Here is an 18032-nt window from a genome sequence, read left to right as displayed (position 1 = left end):
CGCGCGCCGCGCCCCGGCCCGGACAGTGGTTAGGGGGTGGGTCGAAGATTTGAGACAATAACGGGGTGAACCGAGCATCCTTGGATAAGCGTCCGGACGAAGTAGCCACGATGTTTGACGACGTCGCCCCCAAATACGACGTCGTCAATGACGTCCTGTCGATGGGGCAGACGCGCCGCTGGCGGCGTGTGGTGGTCGAGGCCATGGACGTGAAAGCGGGCCAGCGCGTGCTGGACCTCGCCGCCGGGACCGGCACCTCCAGCGAGCCGTACGCCGACGCCGGGATCGACGTCGTCGCCTGCGACTTCTCCCTCGGGATGCTCAAGGTGGGCAAACGCCGCCGCCCGGACATCGATTTCATCGCCGGGGACGCGACCCGCCTGCCGTTCGCGGACAACACTTTTGACGCCAGCACCATCTCTTTCGGGCTGCGCAACGTCAACGAACCCAAGAAGGCGCTGGCCGAGATGCTCCGGGTCACCAAGCCCGGCGGACGCCTGGTGATTGCCGAGTTCTCCCAGCCCGTGGTGCCGCTGTGGCGGACCATGTACACCGAGTACCTGATGCGCGCCCTGCCCGCGATCGCCGTCAAGGTCTCCTCCAACCCGGACGCCTACGTCTACCTCGCCGAGTCCATCCGCGCCTGGCCGGACCAGGACCACCTCGCGGCGTGGCTGCAGGAAGCCGGCTGGGAAACTGTCACCTACCGCAACCTCAGCGGCGGCATCGTGGCCGTCCACCGCGCGCAGAAGCCGGTCGGCCCCGCAGCCGGTCCCGCCGCCGGAGCCGCCGCCGTGGCCAAGCACACCGGACCCGTGGCCAAACTGCGCCGCAACATCACCCGGCCCGAGCGGTAGCTGACCCCTGCCGTGAAAGTACTGATCGTCGGGGCTGGTCCGGCCGGATCCACTGCCGCGTTCTACCTGGCGCGCGCCGGACTGGATGTCACGGTGCTGGAGAAGACCAGTTTCCCGCGTGAGAAGGTCTGCGGCGACGGACTGACCCCGCGGGCGGTCCGGGAAATCCAGAAACTCGGCCTGCCGCACCCCGAAACCGAGGGCTGGCGGCGGAACAAAGGCCTGCGGCTCATCGCCGGCGGACGCTCCATCGAGCTGCCCTGGCCCGAAGTTTCCGACTTCCCGCAGTACGGCCTGATCCGCACCCGCCTCGGTTTCGACGAGGAACTGGCCCGGCACGCCCAGGCCGCCGGCGCCGTCGTGCTCGAACGCCACAGCGTCACCGAGGCACTCCGCTCAGAGGACGGGCGCGTGACCGGCGTCCGCGCCGCACTGCTGGACGATGCCGGCCGGAAAACCGGCGAGACGCGGGACTTCAACGCCGACGTCGTCCTCGCCGCCGACGGCAACTCCACCCGGACCGCCGTCTCACTCGGCATCCAAAAACGCGACGACCGGCCGCTGGGCGTGGCCGTGCGCACCTACTTCACCAGCCCGCGGCACGACGACGACTGGATGGAAGGCTGGCTGGAGCTCCCCGGACGCGACGGCAAGCTGCTGCCCGGCTACGGCTGGGTGTTCGGCGTCGGGGACGGCACCTCCAACGTGGGCCTCGGCATCCTGAACTCCTCCAAGGAATTCGGGAAGCTGGACTACAAGCAGGTCCTGCGCGAATGGACGGCCGGCATGCCGCGGGAGTGGGGCTTCACCCCGGAGAACCAGGTGGGCGAGATCCGCGGCGCCGCACTGCCCATGGGGTTCAACCGCACCCCGCACTACTCGCCGGGCCTGCTGCTGCTGGGCGACGCCGGCGGCATGGTTTCCCCGTTCAACGGCGAGGGCATCTCCTACGCGATGGAGTCGGCCCGCTTCGCCGCGGAGTTCATCCTCGATACCGCCGCGCGCTCGGCGTCGGCCGGCTGGAGCGGGGCCGACGCCGATGCGCGCCTCGCCGGATACGCCGACTTCGTCCGGGAACAGTGGGGATCGCACTTCACGCTGGGCCGGGCCTTCGCCGCCGTGATCGGCAAGCCGGCCGTGATGAAACTGGCCCTCCGGACGGGCATGCCCATCCCTGTGCTGATGAAGTTTGTGGTCCGGTTGCTCGCCAACCTGACCGATCCCTCGGCCAAGGGCATCGAGGACCGGATGATCCGGATCCTGGAGGCCTTGGTCCCGGCCACGTCCAATACCCGGCCCGTTCCAGACTCAAATCCGCGGATTCCGCAACAAAAAGTTAGGGTTAACCCGTGACCAACTCTGCAGACCAAAGCTGGACGCACGCCGGACACGGCCTGCCGAGCGCCGAACCCAGCCTCAACACCACCGCCATCGCCACCGGCCTCCAGCTGCCGGCAGGCTTCGCGGCCATCGCCGGGGACCCGGAACTGGGCCCGGCCATCACCACCAACCTGGCCCGGGTGGAAAAGAAGCTCCGCGAGGCGATCGCCAATTCCGATCCGCTGGCCGACGCCACCTCCCGCCACCTCGTCGAAGCCGGCGGCAAGCGCATCCGTCCGCTCCTGACCCTGCTCTGCGCCCACCTCGGCGACGCCTCCCTGCCTGCGGTGGTGCAGGCCGCCGTCGTCGTCGAACTCACGCACCTGGCCACGCTGTACCACGACGACGTGATGGACTCCGCTCCCTTCCGCCGCGGCGCCCCCACCGCGCACGAGGTCTGGGGCAACTCCGTGGCCGTGCTGACCGGCGACCTCATCTTCGCCCGCGCCTCGATCCTGGTGTCCGAGCTGGGGTCCCGCGCCCTGGGCATTCAGGCCCGGACCTTCGAGCGGCTCTGCCTGGGCCAGCTGCACGAGACCGTGGGCCCGCGCCCGGATGAGGATCCGGTGGCGCACTACCTCTCCGTCATCGCGGACAAGACCGGTTCCCTGGTGGCCGCTTCCGGCCAGCTCGGCGCCATCTTCGCCAACGCCGATCCGGACTTCGAGTCCATGCTGGTCGAATACGGCGAAAAGGTGGGCGTGGCCTTCCAGCTCGCCGACGACGTCATTGACGTCACCGGCGTAAAGGTCAAGTCCGGCAAGTCCCCGGGCACGGACCTGCGCGAAGGGGTTCCCACCCTGCCGGTGCTGCTGCTGCGCAAGGCCGCCGACGACGGCGACCAGTCCGCCGTCGAGCTCCTGACCCTGATCGACGGCGACCTCAGCTCCGATGAAGCCCTGGCCGAGGCCGTGGCCGGACTGCGCGAACACCCGGTCACCGCCGAGTCCTGGCGGGTGGCACGCGTCTGGGCCGACGAGGCGATCGCCGCCCTGGCGCCGCTTCCGGCCGGTGTGGTCAAGGATTCCCTCACCAGCTTCGCCCACGCCGTGGTGGACCGCAGCAGCTAGCAGCGGAACGGCCGCGCGCATCTGCCGCGGCCGGGGGAGTGCCTCCTGAGCCTTAAACCGGAATGGCCCCGGTTCTTCACAACGTTACGAGTCGTCCGTTGTGCGGAACCGGGGCCATTTCTCCGTTCGCATCAGATCCACCGGAGGCATTTGGTGAACCCATGAACGAGCATATGACAGTTGCGTCACATTGTCTAGCCGACTTGTAAATCGACTGTCACGGGTTGTCGACGTGGGCTTCCAGCCGGGTGGGGGCACATTGCGGCCTTGGGGGAGGGGTCGGGCCGTATTCGACGGCGTGTCCGCGCCAAAGCGCCCCGGGGCTGTCGCGCGGACGGGCCGGAGTTGTGCACATGGCGTCGGGCGCCAGGCGGCTAAGGCTCCCGGCGGGGCACACTTGCGACGTGAATGTTGCCTCTTATCTTGCTGCCCGGGGCGGTACCGCCAGTGCAGCCGCCCTTCGCCAGGCGGGATTCACCCGCCATCGGATCACGGAGTCGCTGGCCGGTGGCGACATTGTGCGGCTCCGCCCCGGGCACTACGGGCTGCCTGCGGATACGAGCGATTACCGGGCGGCCCGCGAACTTAGGGGCTTGCTGACCTGCCTATCGGCCGCCCCGGGGTACGGCTTATGGACGTTGGTGCCGGCCCGGTCCCTGCATCTGTGTCCCGGGCACCGCTCGGCGCCGCCCGGGTCCGTGCCGCATGGCCGCTGCCGGCATCCCCGGCACCCGTGGCTTCCCATGGCCGGGCTGGCCGACGTGCTGGTCCACGCGCTTCGCTGCCTGCCGGAGACGGAGGCTCTGGTCATGACCCAGTGCGCCGTGGGCCGCGGAGACATCTCCCTGGGGTTCCTCCGGAGCAGGCTCCCGGGAAACCGCAATGCCCGCGCCCGGGCGGTGCTGGACCTGGTCATCCCCAGGGCCGATTCGCTGCTGGAAGTACTCGCCAACCGGGCTTTTTGCCGGGCCGGACTTCAGGTATCCCGGCACGTTGATATTCCGGGCGTGGGCGAAGTCGACTTCCTGGTGGAGGGTTGCCTCGTGGTGGAGACCGACGGTGCCACACACCTGGAGTCCCGCCAGGTCAAAAAGGACCGCCGGCGTAACAACGCGACCGTCGTCGGAGGTTACCTGGTGCTCAGGTTCGGCTACGACGACGTCGTCCATCACCCGGAGAGGATGGTGGCCGACGTCGTCCGGGTGCTGGAGTTGTGGCGCGGGGGTGCCTTTCGGCCGTGATAACCCACAGCGCAGCGGCACGACGGGGCTTCTTCGGCGCCGCAGTCCGGGAATCCCGGGCCCGGCGGCGGCGTGTCCGTGTCAATGTGCCCCCGGACGGCGGCCCGGTGAAGCCAGCCCGGGAACCTGAAGGGTGGCTAGTCCTCGTCCTCGTCGTTGAACGCCCACTCGAACATGTCGAAAACGAACTCGGAGAACGTGCCTTCCTCGCTCTTCCACTGGCCGCGGGCGTTGTTGCGGCGGTACACAATGGGGTCCGGGACGCCGAGGTCGCCCACGCGGAACCCCCAGGTGAACTGTTCTTCCTCGTCTTCGAGGAACATCAGGAAACCTTCGTCGTCGACCTCGAGCTCCTCGGGGTCCCAGAAGTAGTGGTACGCCTCCATGAGGTCTTCGCAGCCGCCGAGGGCCAGGTAGAACTCGCGGAGGACCAACGGAACCTGGAACTGGTGTTCGGCGAGGGCCGCGTCGAGCTCGTCGGCGGCCAGCCCGTCCTCTTCCTGCCATTCGTCTTCGAGATACTTCGGAACAAGCGCGCGGAACTTCTCGAGGAACATGTCAGTCATGCTCTTATCCTAGCTAATCCCGGGGCCCGGTTTCGGCCGCACCCGGGCGCAGCCGGTGCCACCCGCGAACGGCCAAGGGGGCCACCCAGCGGCGCCGCCAGGCGGTGACGCGGAAGGCGAAAACCAGGGCCGCAACGGCGCTGGCGGTCACGGCGTTAAACACCCCGCTGACCGAGAGGGCCACGGTCAGCGCCGCCCCGGTGAACGCCGGCAGCGCGTAGATGTCCTTGGGATCGAACAGCTGCGGCACCTCATTGGCCGTGATGTCCCGCAGCAGGCCGCCGCCCACCGCCGTCGTAACCCCCAAGAGAACAGCCTCCACCGGATGCATGCCCGCGGCGAGGGCCTTCAGGCTTCCCGTGATGCAGAACAAGGCCAGCCCGCCGGCGTCGAACAGGACCAGCAGCGAAGTGAAGCGCTGGACGCTGGAGAACAGGAAATACACCAGCACCGTGGCCAGCAGCGGGGGAACCAGGTACGCCGGGTTGCTGAACGCCGCGGGCGGCCCGGTGTTGATAATGATGTCGCGGATGACGCCGCCGCCCAGGCTCACCACGGAGGCCAGCAGCAGCGAGCCCACGATGTCGAACTGTTTGCGCGCGGCCAGCAGGGACCCGGAGACCGCGAAGAAAAAGACGCCCGCCAGGTCGAGCCAGACCATAACGAGGCTAAAGGAGAAGGTCATGGGCGTTCCGGTCGGGTGCGAGGGGCGGATGGGGCGGCTCCAAGGTTACGCTAACGGCTATGAATAGCCCCATCCTGATCGCCTGCGCCCACGGCACGTCCAGCACCCAGGGAGCGGCGGAGGTCAATGCCCTGCGCGACGGGATCGCCGCCCTGCGCCCCGGGCTCGACGTGCGCGAGGCCTACGTCGACGTCCAGGACCCGGAGCTGCCCTCCGTCGTCGCCGGACTGCCCGCGGGGGAGCCCGCCGTCGTGGTGCCCCTGCTGCTCAGTGTCGGGTACCACGTCAAGGTGGACATCGCCCGGGCTGTGGAAGGCCGGCCGGGCACCGCCGCGGCGGCGCCGCTGGGACCGGACCCCCGGCTGGCCGCCCTGCTGGACCAGCGGCTGCGCGAAGCAGGAGTGACAGACAACGACGCCGTTATCCTCGCCGCAGCGGGCTCCTCAGACGCGACCGCCGCGGATAACGTGGAGGAACTCGCCAGCCAGCTGCGCGCCCTGCGGCCCAACAGGATCGTGCCCGCCTACGGTGCGTCGGCCACGCCGTCCGTGCCGGTGGCCGTGGCCATGCTCCGGGAGGAAGCCGCAGGAGGCGCCGGCGCCGGGCTCTCCGCCGGCGCCGTGGACCTGGGCGGCCGCGTAGTCATCGCCTCCTACCTGCTGGCCCCGGGCTTCTTCCACGACCAGCTCGCCAAGGCCGGCGCGGACCTGGTCACCGCCCCGCTGCTGCCGTCCCCCGTGCTGGCCGAGATCGCCCTGGCCCGCTACGACGCGGCGGTCGCCCGCACTACATGACGAAATGTTGCCCAAGGTGACCCCGCGTTTCTGAACCTTTGTGACGCCATTACGGCCACCCCTACAGTCGATCCATGACTGATACAGCTCTAGCCGGAGCGTCCCGGGACCAGGCCGACGCGGCCCGCGCCAAACGCCCTGCCCGTCCCGCGGCCAAACCGCACGGTCAGTGGAAAGTGGATGGAACCGCCCCGCTGAATGCCAACGAAACCTGGAAACAGGAAGACAACGGACTGAACGTGCGCGAGCGGATCGAATCGGTCTACGCCAAGCACGGATTCGACTCGATCGACGGCACGGACCTGCACGGCCGCTTCCGCTGGTGGGGCCTCTACACCCAGCGCAAACCGGGGATCGACGGCGGCAAGACCGCCACCCTGGAGCCGCACGAACTCGAAGACAAATACTTCATGCTCCGCGTCAGGATCGACGGCGGCGCCCTCACCACCGAACAGCTGCGCGTCATCGGCCGGATCTCCGTGGACTTCGCCCGGGGCTCGGCCGACCTCACCGACCGGCAGAACATCCAGCTGCACTGGATCCGGGTCGAGGACGTGCCGGAGATCTGGCGCCGGCTCGAAGCCGTGGGCCTGTCCACCACCGAGGCCTGCGGCGACGTGCCCCGCGTCATCCTCGGCTCCCCGGTGGCTGGCATCGCCAAGGACGAGATCATCGATCCGACGCCGCTGATCCACGAACTCGCCGAACGCTTCATCGGCGATCCCGAACTGGCCAACCTGCCCCGCAAATTCAAGACCGCCATCACCGGGCACCCCAGCCAGGACGTGGTCCACGAGATCAACGACGTCGCCCTGGTGGGCTTGGTCCACCCCGAACTCGGCGCCGGGTACGACCTCTGGGTGGGCGGCGCGCTGTCCACCAACCCGATGCTGGGCAAACGCCTCGGCGCCTTCGTCCGGCCCGACCAAGCCGCCGACGTGTGGCTCGGCGTCACCAGCATCTTCCGCGATTACGGCTACCGGCGCATGCGCACCAAAGCCCGCCTGAAATTCCTGCTGGCCGACTGGGGAACCGAAAAGTTCCGCCAGGTCCTTGAGGACGAATACCTCGGCTACAAACTCGACGACGGCCCGGCGGCTCCCAAACCGTCCACCCCGGGTGACCACATCGGCGTGCACGAACAGAAGGACGGCAAGTACTTCATCGGCGCCACCCCGCTGGCCGGCCGGCTCTCCGGCAGCCAGCTGGTGGAGCTCGCGGACACCCTCGAGGCCCGCGGCTCACAACGGCTGCGCACCACCCCGCACCAGAAGCTGGTGGTCCTGGACGTTCCCAAAGACCAGGTGGAACCACTCGTAGCCGAGCTCGACGCCCTGGGCCTCTCCGCCCGGCCGTCCGTGTTCCGGCGGGGCACCATCGCCTGCACCGGCATCGAGTTCTGCAAACTCGCGATCGTCGAAACCAAGGTCACCGCCGCCACCGCCGTGGCCGAACTGGAGCGCCGGCTCGCCGACCTGGTCGAAACCAAGCAGCTCCCGCAGGCGCTGTCACTGCACATCAACGGCTGCCCCAACTCCTGCGCCCGGATCCAGACGGCGGACATCGGCCTCAAGGGCATGATGCTGCCGACTCCCGACGGCGATCCCACCCCGGGCTTCCAGGTCCACCTTGGCGGCGGACTCGCCTCCGACAACCGGGAAGAGGCCGGCCTCGGCCGCACCGTCCGCGGGCTCAAGGTCACGGCCGGTGAGCTGCCGGACTACGTCGAACGTGTGGTCCGGAAATTCGTCGCGGACCACGCCGAAGGGCAGAGCTTCGCCGAATGGGCCTTTGCTGCCGAGGAGAGGGACCTCCAGTGACCACCGCCCTCCGGACCCACGACGAGCTCAAGGCCCTGGCCGAGGCCGGCGCCGCCGAGCTCGGCTGGGACACCCCGGCCCGTGACGTCATCGCCTGGGTGGCCCGCCATTTCGAGCTCCCGGCCGTCGCGGTCGCCTGTTCCATGGCCGACGCCGTACTCCCGGCCCTGGTTGCGGACCAGCTGCCCGGCATCGACGTCCTCTTCCTCGAAACCGGCTACCACTTCCCGGAAACCTACGCCACGCGCGACGAGGTGGCCGCGAACCTGCACGTCAACGTCGTGGACGTGCTGCCGGAAACCACCGTGGAGCAGCAGGACCGGCTCCTGGGCAAGGATCTCTTCGCCCGCGACGCCGCCCAGTGCTGCGCGCTGCGCAAAGTGGCACCCCTGCGGCGCACCCTCGCCGGCTACGAACTCTGGTTCACCGGTGTCCGCCGCGACGAGGCCCCCACCCGCACCAACACCCCGCTGGTCAGCTGGGACGAGGCCAACGGCCTGGTCAAGGTCAACCCGGTCGCGGCCTGGACCTTCGACCAGCTGGTGCAGTACTCCGATGACAACCTCCTGCCCGTCAACCCGCTGCTTTCCCAGGGCTACCCGTCCATCGGCTGCCAGCCCTGCACCCGCAAGGTAGCGCCCGGCGACGATCCCCGCGCAGGACGCTGGGCAGGAACCGACAAGACAGAATGCGGACTTCACGTATGAGCAACTTCCTGACTTCCGTGGCGGGCTACGCCTCCTTTGGCACTACCGCCTCCACAGCAGATGCCGCCCCCGCCCCTGCGCGAGACGGCGATGCTGCAAGCAGCATCCCGAATTCGACCGCTCTGCGGTCGGGTCACCTGAACGGTGCAGCCCTGGCCCGCCTTTCGTCTTTGGACACCCTCGAGTCCGAGGCGATTCATATCATCCGTGAGGTGGTGGCCGAGTTTGAGAAGCCGGCGTTGCTGTTCTCCGGCGGCAAGGACTCTGTGGTGATGTTGCACTTGGCCACGAAGGCGTTCTGGCCCGGGAAGGTGCCTTTCCCCGTGCTGCACGTGGACACCGGGCACAACTTCCCGGAGGTCATCGAGTTCCGGGACCGGACCGTGGGACGGCTGGGGCTCAAACTCGTCGTCGGGAGCGTCCAGGAATTCATTGATTCCGGTGAGCTGGCCGAACGCGCCGACGGCACCCGTAACCCGCTGCAGACGGTGCCGCTGCTGGACGCGATCCAGCGCAACAAGTTCGACGCCGTGTTCGGCGGCGGCCGCCGGGACGAGGACAAAGCCCGGGCCAAGGAGCGGATCCTGAGCCTTCGGGACGAGTTCGGCCAGTGGGACCCGCGCAACCAGCGGCCCGAACTGTGGAACCTTTACAACGGCCGCCACACCGTGGGCCAGCACGTCCGGGCCTTCCCCATCAGCAACTGGACCGAGCTGGACGTGTGGCGCTACATCGAGCGCGAGAACATCGAGCTGCCTGGCCTCTACTACGCCCACGAACGGCAGGTCTTCGCCCGTGATGGCATGTGGCGCGCGGTGGGCGAGGTCTCGCAGCCGCGCGAGGACGAGGCCGTCATCACCAAAACGGTCCGCTACCGGACCGTCGGCGATATGTCCTGCACCGGCGCCGTGGAATCCGCCGCCGTCACCGTGGGCGACGTCGTCATCGAAGTCGCCGCCTCCACCATCACCGAACGTGGCGCCACCCGGGCCGATGACCGCATCTCCGAGGCCGCCATGGAAGACCGCAAGAAGGACGGCTATTTCTAATGAGTACCACTGCAACCGTGCCTGACTCCGCCGCCGCGAGCCTCGGGCTCGCCTCCGCCTCGCTGTTCCGGTTCGCGACCGCCGGATCGGTCGACGACGGCAAGTCCACCCTGGTGGGCCGCCTGCTCCACGACTCCAAGGCGATCCTCGCCGACCAGCTCGACGCCGTCGCCCGGACGTCCGCGGACCGCGGATTCGGCGGGGCCGGGGCCACCGGCACCCAGGCCATCGACCTCGCCCTCCTTACCGACGGCCTCCGCGCCGAACGCGAGCAGGGCATCACCATCGACGTCGCCTACCGCTACTTCGCCACGGACCGGCGCAGCTTCATCCTCGCGGACTGCCCCGGCCACGTGCAGTACACCAAAAACACGGTGACCGGCGCGTCCACGGCGGACGCCGTCGTCGTCCTCATCGACGCCCGCAAGGGTGTCCTGGAACAGACCCGGCGCCACCTCTCCGTACTGCAGTTGCTGCGCGTCGCCCACGTGATCGTGGCCGTGAACAAGATCGACCTCGTGGACTTCAGCGAGGACGTGTTCCGCGGCATCGAGGCGGACGTCCAGCGGGTGGGGCGCGAGCTGGGCCTCGGCCGCCAAGAATCGAAAAGTGGCGGCGCCACGGACCTGCTGGTCATACCCGTGTCCGCGCTGGAGGGGGACAACGTTGTGGAGCATTCCGCCCGGATGCCCTGGTACGCGGGACCGGCCCTGCTCGAGGTGCTGGAGCAGCTGCCCGCCGCCGACGAGCTCGAAAGCCACCTCGAAAGTTTCCGGTTCCCCGTCCAGCTGGTCATCCGCCCGCAGGGCGCGCTGGCGCCGGACGCTGTGGCCGGCGGGCTCGACGCCGGGGCGTACCGCGACTACCGGGCCTACGCCGGGCAGATCACCGAAGGCTCCGTGAAGCTGGGGGACCAGGTGTCCGTCCTGACCCCCGGCCAGGCGCCGCGCACCACCACCGTCACCGGGATCGACTTCGCCGGCACGGAGCTGGCCGAGGCGGTCGCCCCGCAGTCCGTGGCGCTGCGCCTGGCGGATGAGTTCGACATCGCCCGCGGTGACACGATCGCCGCGGCGGGGACCATCCGGGAGGCATCAGCCGATCTGTATGCGGCCCTTTGCTGGCTCTCGCCCAAGCCGCTGCGCGAAGGCGCGAAGGTCCTGGTCAAGCACGGCACCCGGACGGTCCAGGCCCTGGTCCGGAACGTGAGCGGCAAACTGGACCTGGCCACGTTCGGCCTCGAGGGCGCGTCTACCCTGGAGCTGAACGACATCGGCCACGCCCAGCTGCGGCTCGCGGCGCCCCTGCCGCTGGAGAACTACCTGCACCACCGGCGCACCGGGGCGTTCCTGGTGATCGACCCGCAGGACGGCAACACGCTGGCCGCCGGGCTGGTCAAGGATCACCCGGGCGACCACGAAGACGAGCGTTACTCGATCTGATTCACTAGAGTTGACCCCACCGGAGCGGCAGCGTCCGGGTACGGCCCGGCTGGGGAGGGGTTGGATGTCAGAGCACGCAGAGGTTGTGGCAAGATCCCTCGATGCCTACGCCGCGCAGCTGACCCGGCTGGCCGGGGCCTCCGCGGCGGTTGAGGGTGCCATCCGGGCCCGGCTGCGCGACGACGGCCTCAACCACCACACCGTCCAGTCCCGGGTCAAGGATCCCGACTCGGTCCGCGCCAAACTGGAACGGCTCACCCCGGACGGCACGCCCAAGTACAGCCGCGGCCTGGAGCAGCTCGATGACCTCATCGGCGTCCGCGTCATCATGTTCCTCGAACCCGACATCGCCGACGTCGCCACCGCCCTCAAAGCGCAGTTCCACTGCCAGGAGGACGACGACAAGACCAGCTCACAGCGCCGGAACGGCCAGATCGGCTACGGCGGCCGGCACCTGATCCTGCGCGTCCCGGACCAGCTGACCCCGGCGGGCTGCGAGCCGTTCGTCGGGCAGCGGTTCGAGGTGCAAATCCGGACCGTCCTCCAGCACGCCTGGGCCGCCTTCGAACACGACGTCCGGTACAAGGGCCGGGCAGAGGCGAGCGCCGAGGTGGACCGGGCCTTCACCATGGCCTCCACGCTGATTGAACTGGCCGACGCGCAGTTCTCGGCCATCAACGACATCGTCAAACGCCGCAAAGCCGAAAGCAGCGCGGCGTTAATCGGCAGCCGGGCCGACCTCACCGGGGAGATCCTGGAGGACCTGCTGACCCGCAGGCTCGCGGACAACCCCAGGAGCCAGGCCCACCAGTACGACCTGCTCGTGGCGCTGCTGGCGGCCAACGGCGTCGAGACAGTGGCGGAAGCGGAGGCGCTCTTCGGGGCCGCCGACTGGTCCGGGGTGTCTACGCAGATGATGTACCGGTTCCCGGCCGGGCACTTCCGGATCGCCGATGACTTCCTGCTGTGGAAGTGGGGCGCGGACTACATCGAGCGGACCAAGTCCCTCGGCGAGGATCCCAAGCGCGAGTCCAAACTGCGCTACCGGCTCGAGAAAATGGCGCCCTGAGCCTGGACTTGCGCCTGGTCCTGAGCCTGCGCATGTGACGCAGCATGACCTAGCGTGACCCCGGGTTTCCGCACCATTGAACCCGGTTAGTTCCCCTCCCTAGGGTGAATCCATGACCACTCCGGAACTGTTTTCCAGTGCCTCCCTCGGGGCCTCCCGGGAGCGATGTCGCCGGCGCTGACCCCGCCAGGCCCAAGCCGCACCCCTCCCACGAACAGGATTTCCCCATGTCATCCACACCTGAAAACCCCACCCCCGGCACCACCGGCACCACCCGGATCGTCGCCGGCGAAACGGCCAAACCGCGGCGCAAGCGCACCGTCGAAATCGGCGTCGCCGTCGGACTGGCACTGCTGATCGGGGCCGGTGCCGCCGTCGCCTCGACCGTTTCCCGCACCAACGACGCCGCAGCCGCGCCGGCCGCTGCCGGACCCGCCACGGAACTGCGGCTCGGCTACTTCGGCAACGTCACCCACGGCCCGGCCCTGGTGGGTGTCAGCAAAGGCTTCATCGCCAAGGAACTGGGCCAGACCAAGCTCAGCACCCAGGTCTTCAACGCCGGTCCGGCCGCGGTGGAGGCCCTGAACGCCGGAGCCATCGATGCCACCTATATCGGGCCCAATCCGGCGATCAACTCCTACGTCAAGAGCAAGGGCGAATCCATCAGCATCATCGCCGGCGCCACGTCCGGCGGCGCGCAGCTGGTGGTCCGGCCCGGGATCAACTCGGCCGCCGACCTCAAGGGCAAAACACTCGCCTCCCCGCAGCTCGGCGGAACCCAGGACGTGGCCCTTAGGGCCTGGCTGGGCAAGCAGGGGTTCAAGACCTCGACGGACGGCAGCGGCGATGTCACGATCAACCCGACCGAGAACGCCCAGACCCTCAAACTGTTCCAGGACGGCAAGCTCGACGGCGCCTGGTTGCCCGAGCCCTGGGCCTCGCGCCTGGTGCTCCAGGCCGGGGCGAAAGTACTGGTCGATGAGAAAGACCTCTGGGACAAGGGCCAGTTCGTCACGACCATCCTGATCGTCAATAAGAAGTTCGCGGACGAACACCCCGCTACCGTCCAGGCGCTCCTCAAGGGCCACATCGAATCCGTGGACTGGCTGAACGCAGCGCCGGCCCCGGAAAAGGCCGCCGTCCTCAACGACGCACTCAAGGCAGCCGCGGGCAAGGCGCTGCCTGCCGACGTCATCGACCGGTCCCTGAAGAACATAGTCTTCACCGTCGACCCGCTGGCAGGAACGTACAAGAAGCTGCTGCAGGACGGCGTCGACGCCGGCACCACCAAGCAGGCCGACATCAACGGCATCTTCGACCTGGCCCCGCTCAACAAGGCCCTGGGCGGGAGTGCCGCCGGCAGGAAAGTCTCCGCCGGAGGGCTCGGCACGGACTAGCGTCCCGCCTCCGCCTCCCGTCACGCCCGCACACCGCCACAAAAGTAAGGACCAGACCATGCCAGTCGTACTGGAGAACCTGGGGAAGCGCTTCGGCGACGGCGCCCCGGTGCTGGACGGCGTCAACGCCAGCATCGGGCAGGGCGAGTTCGTCGCCCTGCTCGGTGCCTCCGGCTGCGGCAAGTCCACCCTGCTGAACATCATCGCGGGACTGGAGGCGCCGACGTCGGGCGCCCTTGAGGTGCCCAGTGACGGCGCGGCGTTTATGTTCCAGGACGCGGCGCTGTTTCCTTGGCTGACCGCCCGGGAGAACATCGAGCTGGCACTAAAGCTGCGCGGCGTCGGGAAAGCTGACCGCAGGGCCAAGGCGGGGGAGCTGCTGGACCTCGTACACCTTGGCGGTGCCGGCGACAAGCGGCCGCACGAGCTCTCCGGCGGGATGCGGCAGCGGGTGTCCCTGGCCCGATCCCTGGCGCAGGACCGGCAGCTGCTCCTGATGGACGAGCCCTTCGCCGCCCTCGATGCGATCACCCGCGACCTGCTCCACGACGAACTTGAACGCATCTGGAAGGAAACCGGCCGCACCATCGTCTTCGTCACCCACAACGTCCGCGAGGCCGTCCGGCTGGGCCAGCGTGTACTGCTGCTCTCCTCCCGGCCGGGGCGGGTGGTGCGGGAGTGGCACGTCAGCGAGGAACACCGCACCGACGCCGGACTGGCCGGCCAACTCACCGGCGAAATCACCGCCCGGCTACGCGAGGAGATCCGCCGCCATGCCAAGTAACCAACTTCATGTGGCCGACGCGCAGGCCGGGACCCAGAAGGTCACCGCCGCGCTCACCCGGTCCACCGGCGGCCAGGAAGATCTGCGCGCGCTCGAGGCGGGCCTGGATTCCCTGCAGTCCGACGCCGTCCGGAAGGTCCGCATCGACTGGACCCGGATCCTGTTGCCGGTGGCCGCCCTCGCGGTCCTGGTGATCCTGTGGCAGCTGTACGTGTCGCTGGGTTTCAAACGCCGCGACGTTGTGCCGGGGCCGCTGGATGTCGTGGGCCAGATCGGCACACTCTGGGGCGAGGGCAAACTCCAGGAGGCGGTGTGGACATCGCTGCAGCGCGGAGTGGCCGGCTTCCTGATCAGCGTGGTCATCGCCACCCCGGTGGGGTTGCTGCTGGCCCAGGTGGCACCCCTGCGGCGCGCCTTTGGTCCACTGATTTCGGGGCTGCAGGTCCTGCCGTCGGTCGCCTGGGTGCCGGCCGCCATCCTCTGGTTCGGCATCACCGACGCCACCGTCTATTTCGTGGTCTTTATGGGCGCCATCCCCTCGATCATCAACGGGCTGATCTCGGGGGTCGATCAGATCCCGCCGCAATACCGGAGTGTCGGCAAGGTCCTGGGCGCCTCCCGCCTCCAACTGGCCCTGCACATCATCCTGCCGGCGGCGCTGCCGGGCTATCTCGGCGGACTCAAGCAGGGTTGGGCGTTCTCCTGGCGCTCGCTGATGGCCGCTGAGATCATCGCCGTGGGCGGCACCATCGGTTTCGGCCTTGGCTCGATGCTGGACCAGGGCCGCGTCCTGTCCGACATGACCATCGTGATGGCCGCGATCCTGCTGATCCTCGGCGTCGGAATCCTTATCGAACTGCTGGTCTTCGGCCCGATCGAGAAGCGCCTGCTCCGGCGCAGGGGACTGCTGGCCGGCAGCACGCGGTAGGTTTTTGGCCGGACTGAACAGAGAGCCCGACGGCGAAACTCGCCGTCGGGCTCTCTGTTGCGTACCGTCAGCCGCGGGTCAAGGTGCCGCAGCCGTGGACCTCGAAACCTTTGGCACCCGAAGGGATTGTCACGATCGTCCGGGCCGGACCAAAGTCGTTCGCGATGATCTCTTCAAAGCTGCCCCCCAATCCGCTGAGTGTCGCCCAATAGCAGGAGTCTCCGGCGCCGTACCCGTAGTACGTCCCTGGCAAAATGTCGATGCCGACTCGGTAGGTACCGTCCGCCGTAACTCGGGTGGACCTGGCCCCGGTTGACGGAACGGTGGTCCATGAGCCACAGCCAGAGGTACGGAATCCGACGTCACCAGGGGCGATCTGGACATATGTTCGGGCGGTACCAAAGTAGTTGGCATTGATCTCGTCCAGGCTGCCGTAGAACCCGTTGAGCCTCTCCCAGTAGCATCCGCTACCGGTCCCCGTCGCCTTGTACAACCCCGGCTTGATGCTCGTACCCACTCTGTAAGTACCGTCGCCCCTGAGGACGGTCACCGGCCATACGGGGACCTTCAGCGCCGGACTCATGGTGACCCGCGTTTCAGAGTACGTCCGACTCGCGGACACGCGGACCGTGATGGAACGGCCATTATCCGCCGACGACAGCCGGTACGTGCGGTAGCGGGCGCCTGAGATCGCGACGCCATTGCGGTACCACTGGTAGGAGTAGGCCGACGGGGCCGGCGAGTAGGTGCCCACGTAGGCTGTCAGGGTCGCCCCGAGAGAGGTTGCACCGGTGACCCTCGGCGCCGTCCGGAGACTAATGAGTGCCTTGCCGACGGTGATCGACCGGGTTGCAGCGGATCGTGTGGTGTATCCGGCTTTGGATACTGTCACTTTCACATTCACCCGGGCACCGATGTAGCCGCTGCTCAGATAAAGGGCGGAACCGGTCCCGCCCCTGACGGCGACGCCGTTCCGATACCACTGGTAACGGATAGTCGAACCGGGCGTCCACCCTTGGGAAACTCTGACTGTCTGCCCGTAGCGGTGGGTTCCGGTTACTGCCAGTGACTTCGTGGCCGCAATCGTGCCGGCTGCAATCGAGCGAGCAGCCGAGAAACGGTCCAGCGTTGTGTAACCGGGCTTGGTTGCCCTCACCCTGACCTTAAGCGACTTGCCGTAATCGAGAGCCGTCGTGGTGTACGTGCGGCTGACGGCGCCCGAGATGGCTCCCGTTCCGCGGTACCACTGGTACGACAATGTTGCACCAGTCGGCGTCCACGTGCCGGCGTTGGCACCCTGCACCTGGCCCACCCTGGCGACACCACTGACGGTCGGGACCGGCGCCGCCGAGAAACTCCCGTTGCCGCCGGTGACTTGGGCGGAGGTGAATTCTACGGACGTGAAGCCAGGTGCGGACAGCGTCACCTTGGCCCATAGCTTTTGCGCGACGTCGGCGGCGGCGACAATGTAGCTGGGGCCCGTCGCGCCGGCGATGGAGCTAGATCCGCGATACCACTGGTAGCCAGCTACGGCGCCCGGTACAGCATTGCTCCAGGTGGGCCCACTCAGCGACAGCGACTGCCCGACGACCGGCTTGCCGGCGACGGCGGTGTTCCAGCCGGCCCCCACAAATGCCCCTGAACGGACAGTTACCGGTGAGGCGGACTGTTCGGTGCCGGCCCCCTGCGCTTCCAGCGAGGCAAGCACTGTCAGTTGAACCGACTTGGTTGCCATCGACGGATCAATCGGCAACGTGTCACCCTCGCCGACCGGGTGGTCGGCAGCTCGAACCGTGACGCCGTCGATGATCCAGCGGTATTTGATCCAGCCGGCGCCGCTCCATTGGCCCCCCGTTGAGGTGAGAGTTCCACCGGCAACGGGGTCGCCCTCGATGACCGGCGGACTGATGTTTTCCGGAGCAGCGGGCGGATCAACCGCCGGCGTCGTCTCGCCCGGCGGTACCACCGGGGCAGGAGTCGGCTGGTCCGAAACCGTGCTGGTCTCCATCGGCAGCGCCTGTGCTGCCGGAGCCATCAAAAGACCGGCGAGCAGTGCGATGCTCCCGGCCGTGGCTACTGTCCTGGTCATGCCGCCAGGACGCGTCCGATTAAGGACACTTCTATGCAGAGACAACTAAGTCCCCTTCCCCCATTTGAGACCGGCTAGCCCGGTCGGAGTTATTGTAAGGGTGAGCGCCGACACTGACCGGCCGTGGCCGGCGAGGTCGCTCCTTGTGCTCCCG

16 protein-coding genes are annotated in these 18032 nt (G+C 68.1%); 13 read left to right on the top strand and 3 right to left on the bottom strand.

Going from position 1 to position 18032, the window contains the following annotated elements; genetic code table 11:
- Positions 1–65: 65 nt before the first annotated feature.
- The 4 genes from AC1DBE_RS11260 to AC1DBE_RS11245 all read left to right on the top strand — a co-directional run bounded on the left by AC1DBE_RS11260 (position 66) and on the right by AC1DBE_RS11245 (position 4548).
- The gene (locus AC1DBE_RS11260; RefSeq protein WP_476970571.1) at positions 66–857 is read left to right on the top strand and encodes a demethylmenaquinone methyltransferase; all 792 of its coding nucleotides are present in this window, start codon (positions 66–68) and stop codon (positions 855–857) included.
- Between the two features lie 12 nt (positions 858–869).
- On the top strand, positions 870–2210 hold the full coding sequence (locus tag AC1DBE_RS11255) for a geranylgeranyl reductase family protein (protein WP_476970570.1): 1341 nt from the start codon (positions 870–872) through the stop codon (positions 2208–2210).
- Positions 2207–3307 carry a polyprenyl synthetase family protein gene (locus tag AC1DBE_RS11250; protein ID WP_476970569.1) on the top strand — a complete coding sequence of 367 codons (1101 nt, stop codon included), beginning with the start codon at positions 2207–2209 and terminating at the stop codon, positions 3305–3307. Before AC1DBE_RS11255 ends, AC1DBE_RS11250 begins: the two co-directional genes overlap by 4 nt.
- Before the next feature lie 743 nt (positions 3308–4050).
- Positions 4051–4548 (top strand): endonuclease domain-containing protein, encoded by a 498-nt coding sequence (locus tag AC1DBE_RS11245; RefSeq protein ID WP_476970568.1) that lies wholly within the window; start codon positions 4051–4053, stop codon positions 4546–4548.
- Between the two features lie 137 nt (positions 4549–4685).
- Here the strand turns inward: AC1DBE_RS11245 and AC1DBE_RS11240 are convergent, their stop codons facing one another.
- On the bottom strand, positions 4686–5114 hold the full coding sequence (locus tag AC1DBE_RS11240; protein ID WP_476878525.1) for a hypothetical protein: 429 nt from the start codon (positions 5112–5114) through the stop codon (positions 4686–4688).
- Positions 5115–5127: 13 nt separating this feature from the next.
- Entirely contained in the window at positions 5128–5799 is a 672-nt protein-coding gene (locus AC1DBE_RS11235) for a trimeric intracellular cation channel family protein (protein WP_476878526.1), read from the bottom strand.
- Between the two features lie 59 nt (positions 5800–5858).
- On the opposite strand from AC1DBE_RS11235, the gene AC1DBE_RS11230 reads away from it, so the two are divergent.
- The 9 genes from AC1DBE_RS11230 (at position 5859) to AC1DBE_RS11190 (ending at position 15789) form a co-directional block, all read left to right on the top strand.
- Positions 5859–6593 carry a sirohydrochlorin chelatase gene (locus AC1DBE_RS11230; protein ID WP_476970567.1) on the top strand — a complete coding sequence of 245 codons (735 nt, stop codon included), beginning with the start codon at positions 5859–5861 and terminating at the stop codon, positions 6591–6593.
- 74 nt (positions 6594–6667) lie between these two features.
- Positions 6668–8413: a nitrite/sulfite reductase gene (locus AC1DBE_RS11225; protein ID WP_476970566.1), complete on the top strand. Its 1746-nt coding sequence runs from the start codon at positions 6668–6670 to the stop codon at positions 8411–8413.
- Positions 8377–9120, top strand: a complete 744-nt coding sequence (locus tag AC1DBE_RS11220) for a phosphoadenylyl-sulfate reductase (RefSeq protein ID WP_476970565.1) — start codon at positions 8377–8379, stop codon at positions 9118–9120. Before AC1DBE_RS11225 ends, AC1DBE_RS11220 begins: the two co-directional genes overlap by 37 nt.
- Complete coding sequence (gene cysD, locus AC1DBE_RS11215; protein WP_476970564.1) at positions 9117–10169, top strand: sulfate adenylyltransferase subunit CysD; 1053 nt, start codon at positions 9117–9119, stop codon at positions 10167–10169. Before AC1DBE_RS11220 ends, cysD begins: the two co-directional genes overlap by 4 nt.
- On the top strand, positions 10169–11611 hold the full coding sequence (locus AC1DBE_RS11210; protein ID WP_476970563.1) for a sulfate adenylyltransferase subunit 1: 1443 nt from the start codon (positions 10169–10171) through the stop codon (positions 11609–11611). Before cysD ends, AC1DBE_RS11210 begins: the two co-directional genes overlap by 1 nt.
- Positions 11612–11696: 85 nt before the next feature.
- Entirely contained in the window at positions 11697–12680 is a 984-nt protein-coding gene (locus AC1DBE_RS11205) for a GTP pyrophosphokinase (RefSeq protein WP_476970562.1), read from the top strand.
- A gap of 227 nt (positions 12681–12907) precedes the next feature.
- Complete coding sequence (locus AC1DBE_RS11200; protein ID WP_476970561.1) at positions 12908–14077, top strand: ABC transporter substrate-binding protein; 1170 nt, start codon at positions 12908–12910, stop codon at positions 14075–14077.
- 58 nt (positions 14078–14135) lie between these two features.
- Positions 14136–14861 (top strand): ABC transporter ATP-binding protein, encoded by a 726-nt coding sequence (locus AC1DBE_RS11195; RefSeq protein WP_476878534.1) that lies wholly within the window; start codon positions 14136–14138, stop codon positions 14859–14861.
- On the top strand, positions 14851–15789 hold the full coding sequence (locus AC1DBE_RS11190; protein ID WP_476970560.1) for an ABC transporter permease: 939 nt from the start codon (positions 14851–14853) through the stop codon (positions 15787–15789). Before AC1DBE_RS11195 ends, AC1DBE_RS11190 begins: the two co-directional genes overlap by 11 nt.
- Positions 15790–15856: 67 nt before the next feature.
- Here AC1DBE_RS11190 and AC1DBE_RS11185 read toward each other — a convergent pair whose 3' ends face one another.
- A complete protein-coding gene (locus AC1DBE_RS11185; RefSeq protein ID WP_476970559.1) occupies positions 15857–17797 on the bottom strand; it encodes a hypothetical protein in 1941 nt (646 codons plus the stop codon).
- Positions 17798–18032 lie beyond the last annotated feature (235 nt).

The organism is Arthrobacter sp. 10T416, assembly GCF_056394165.1.
This window is presented reverse-complemented; position numbering and strand designations above follow the sequence as displayed.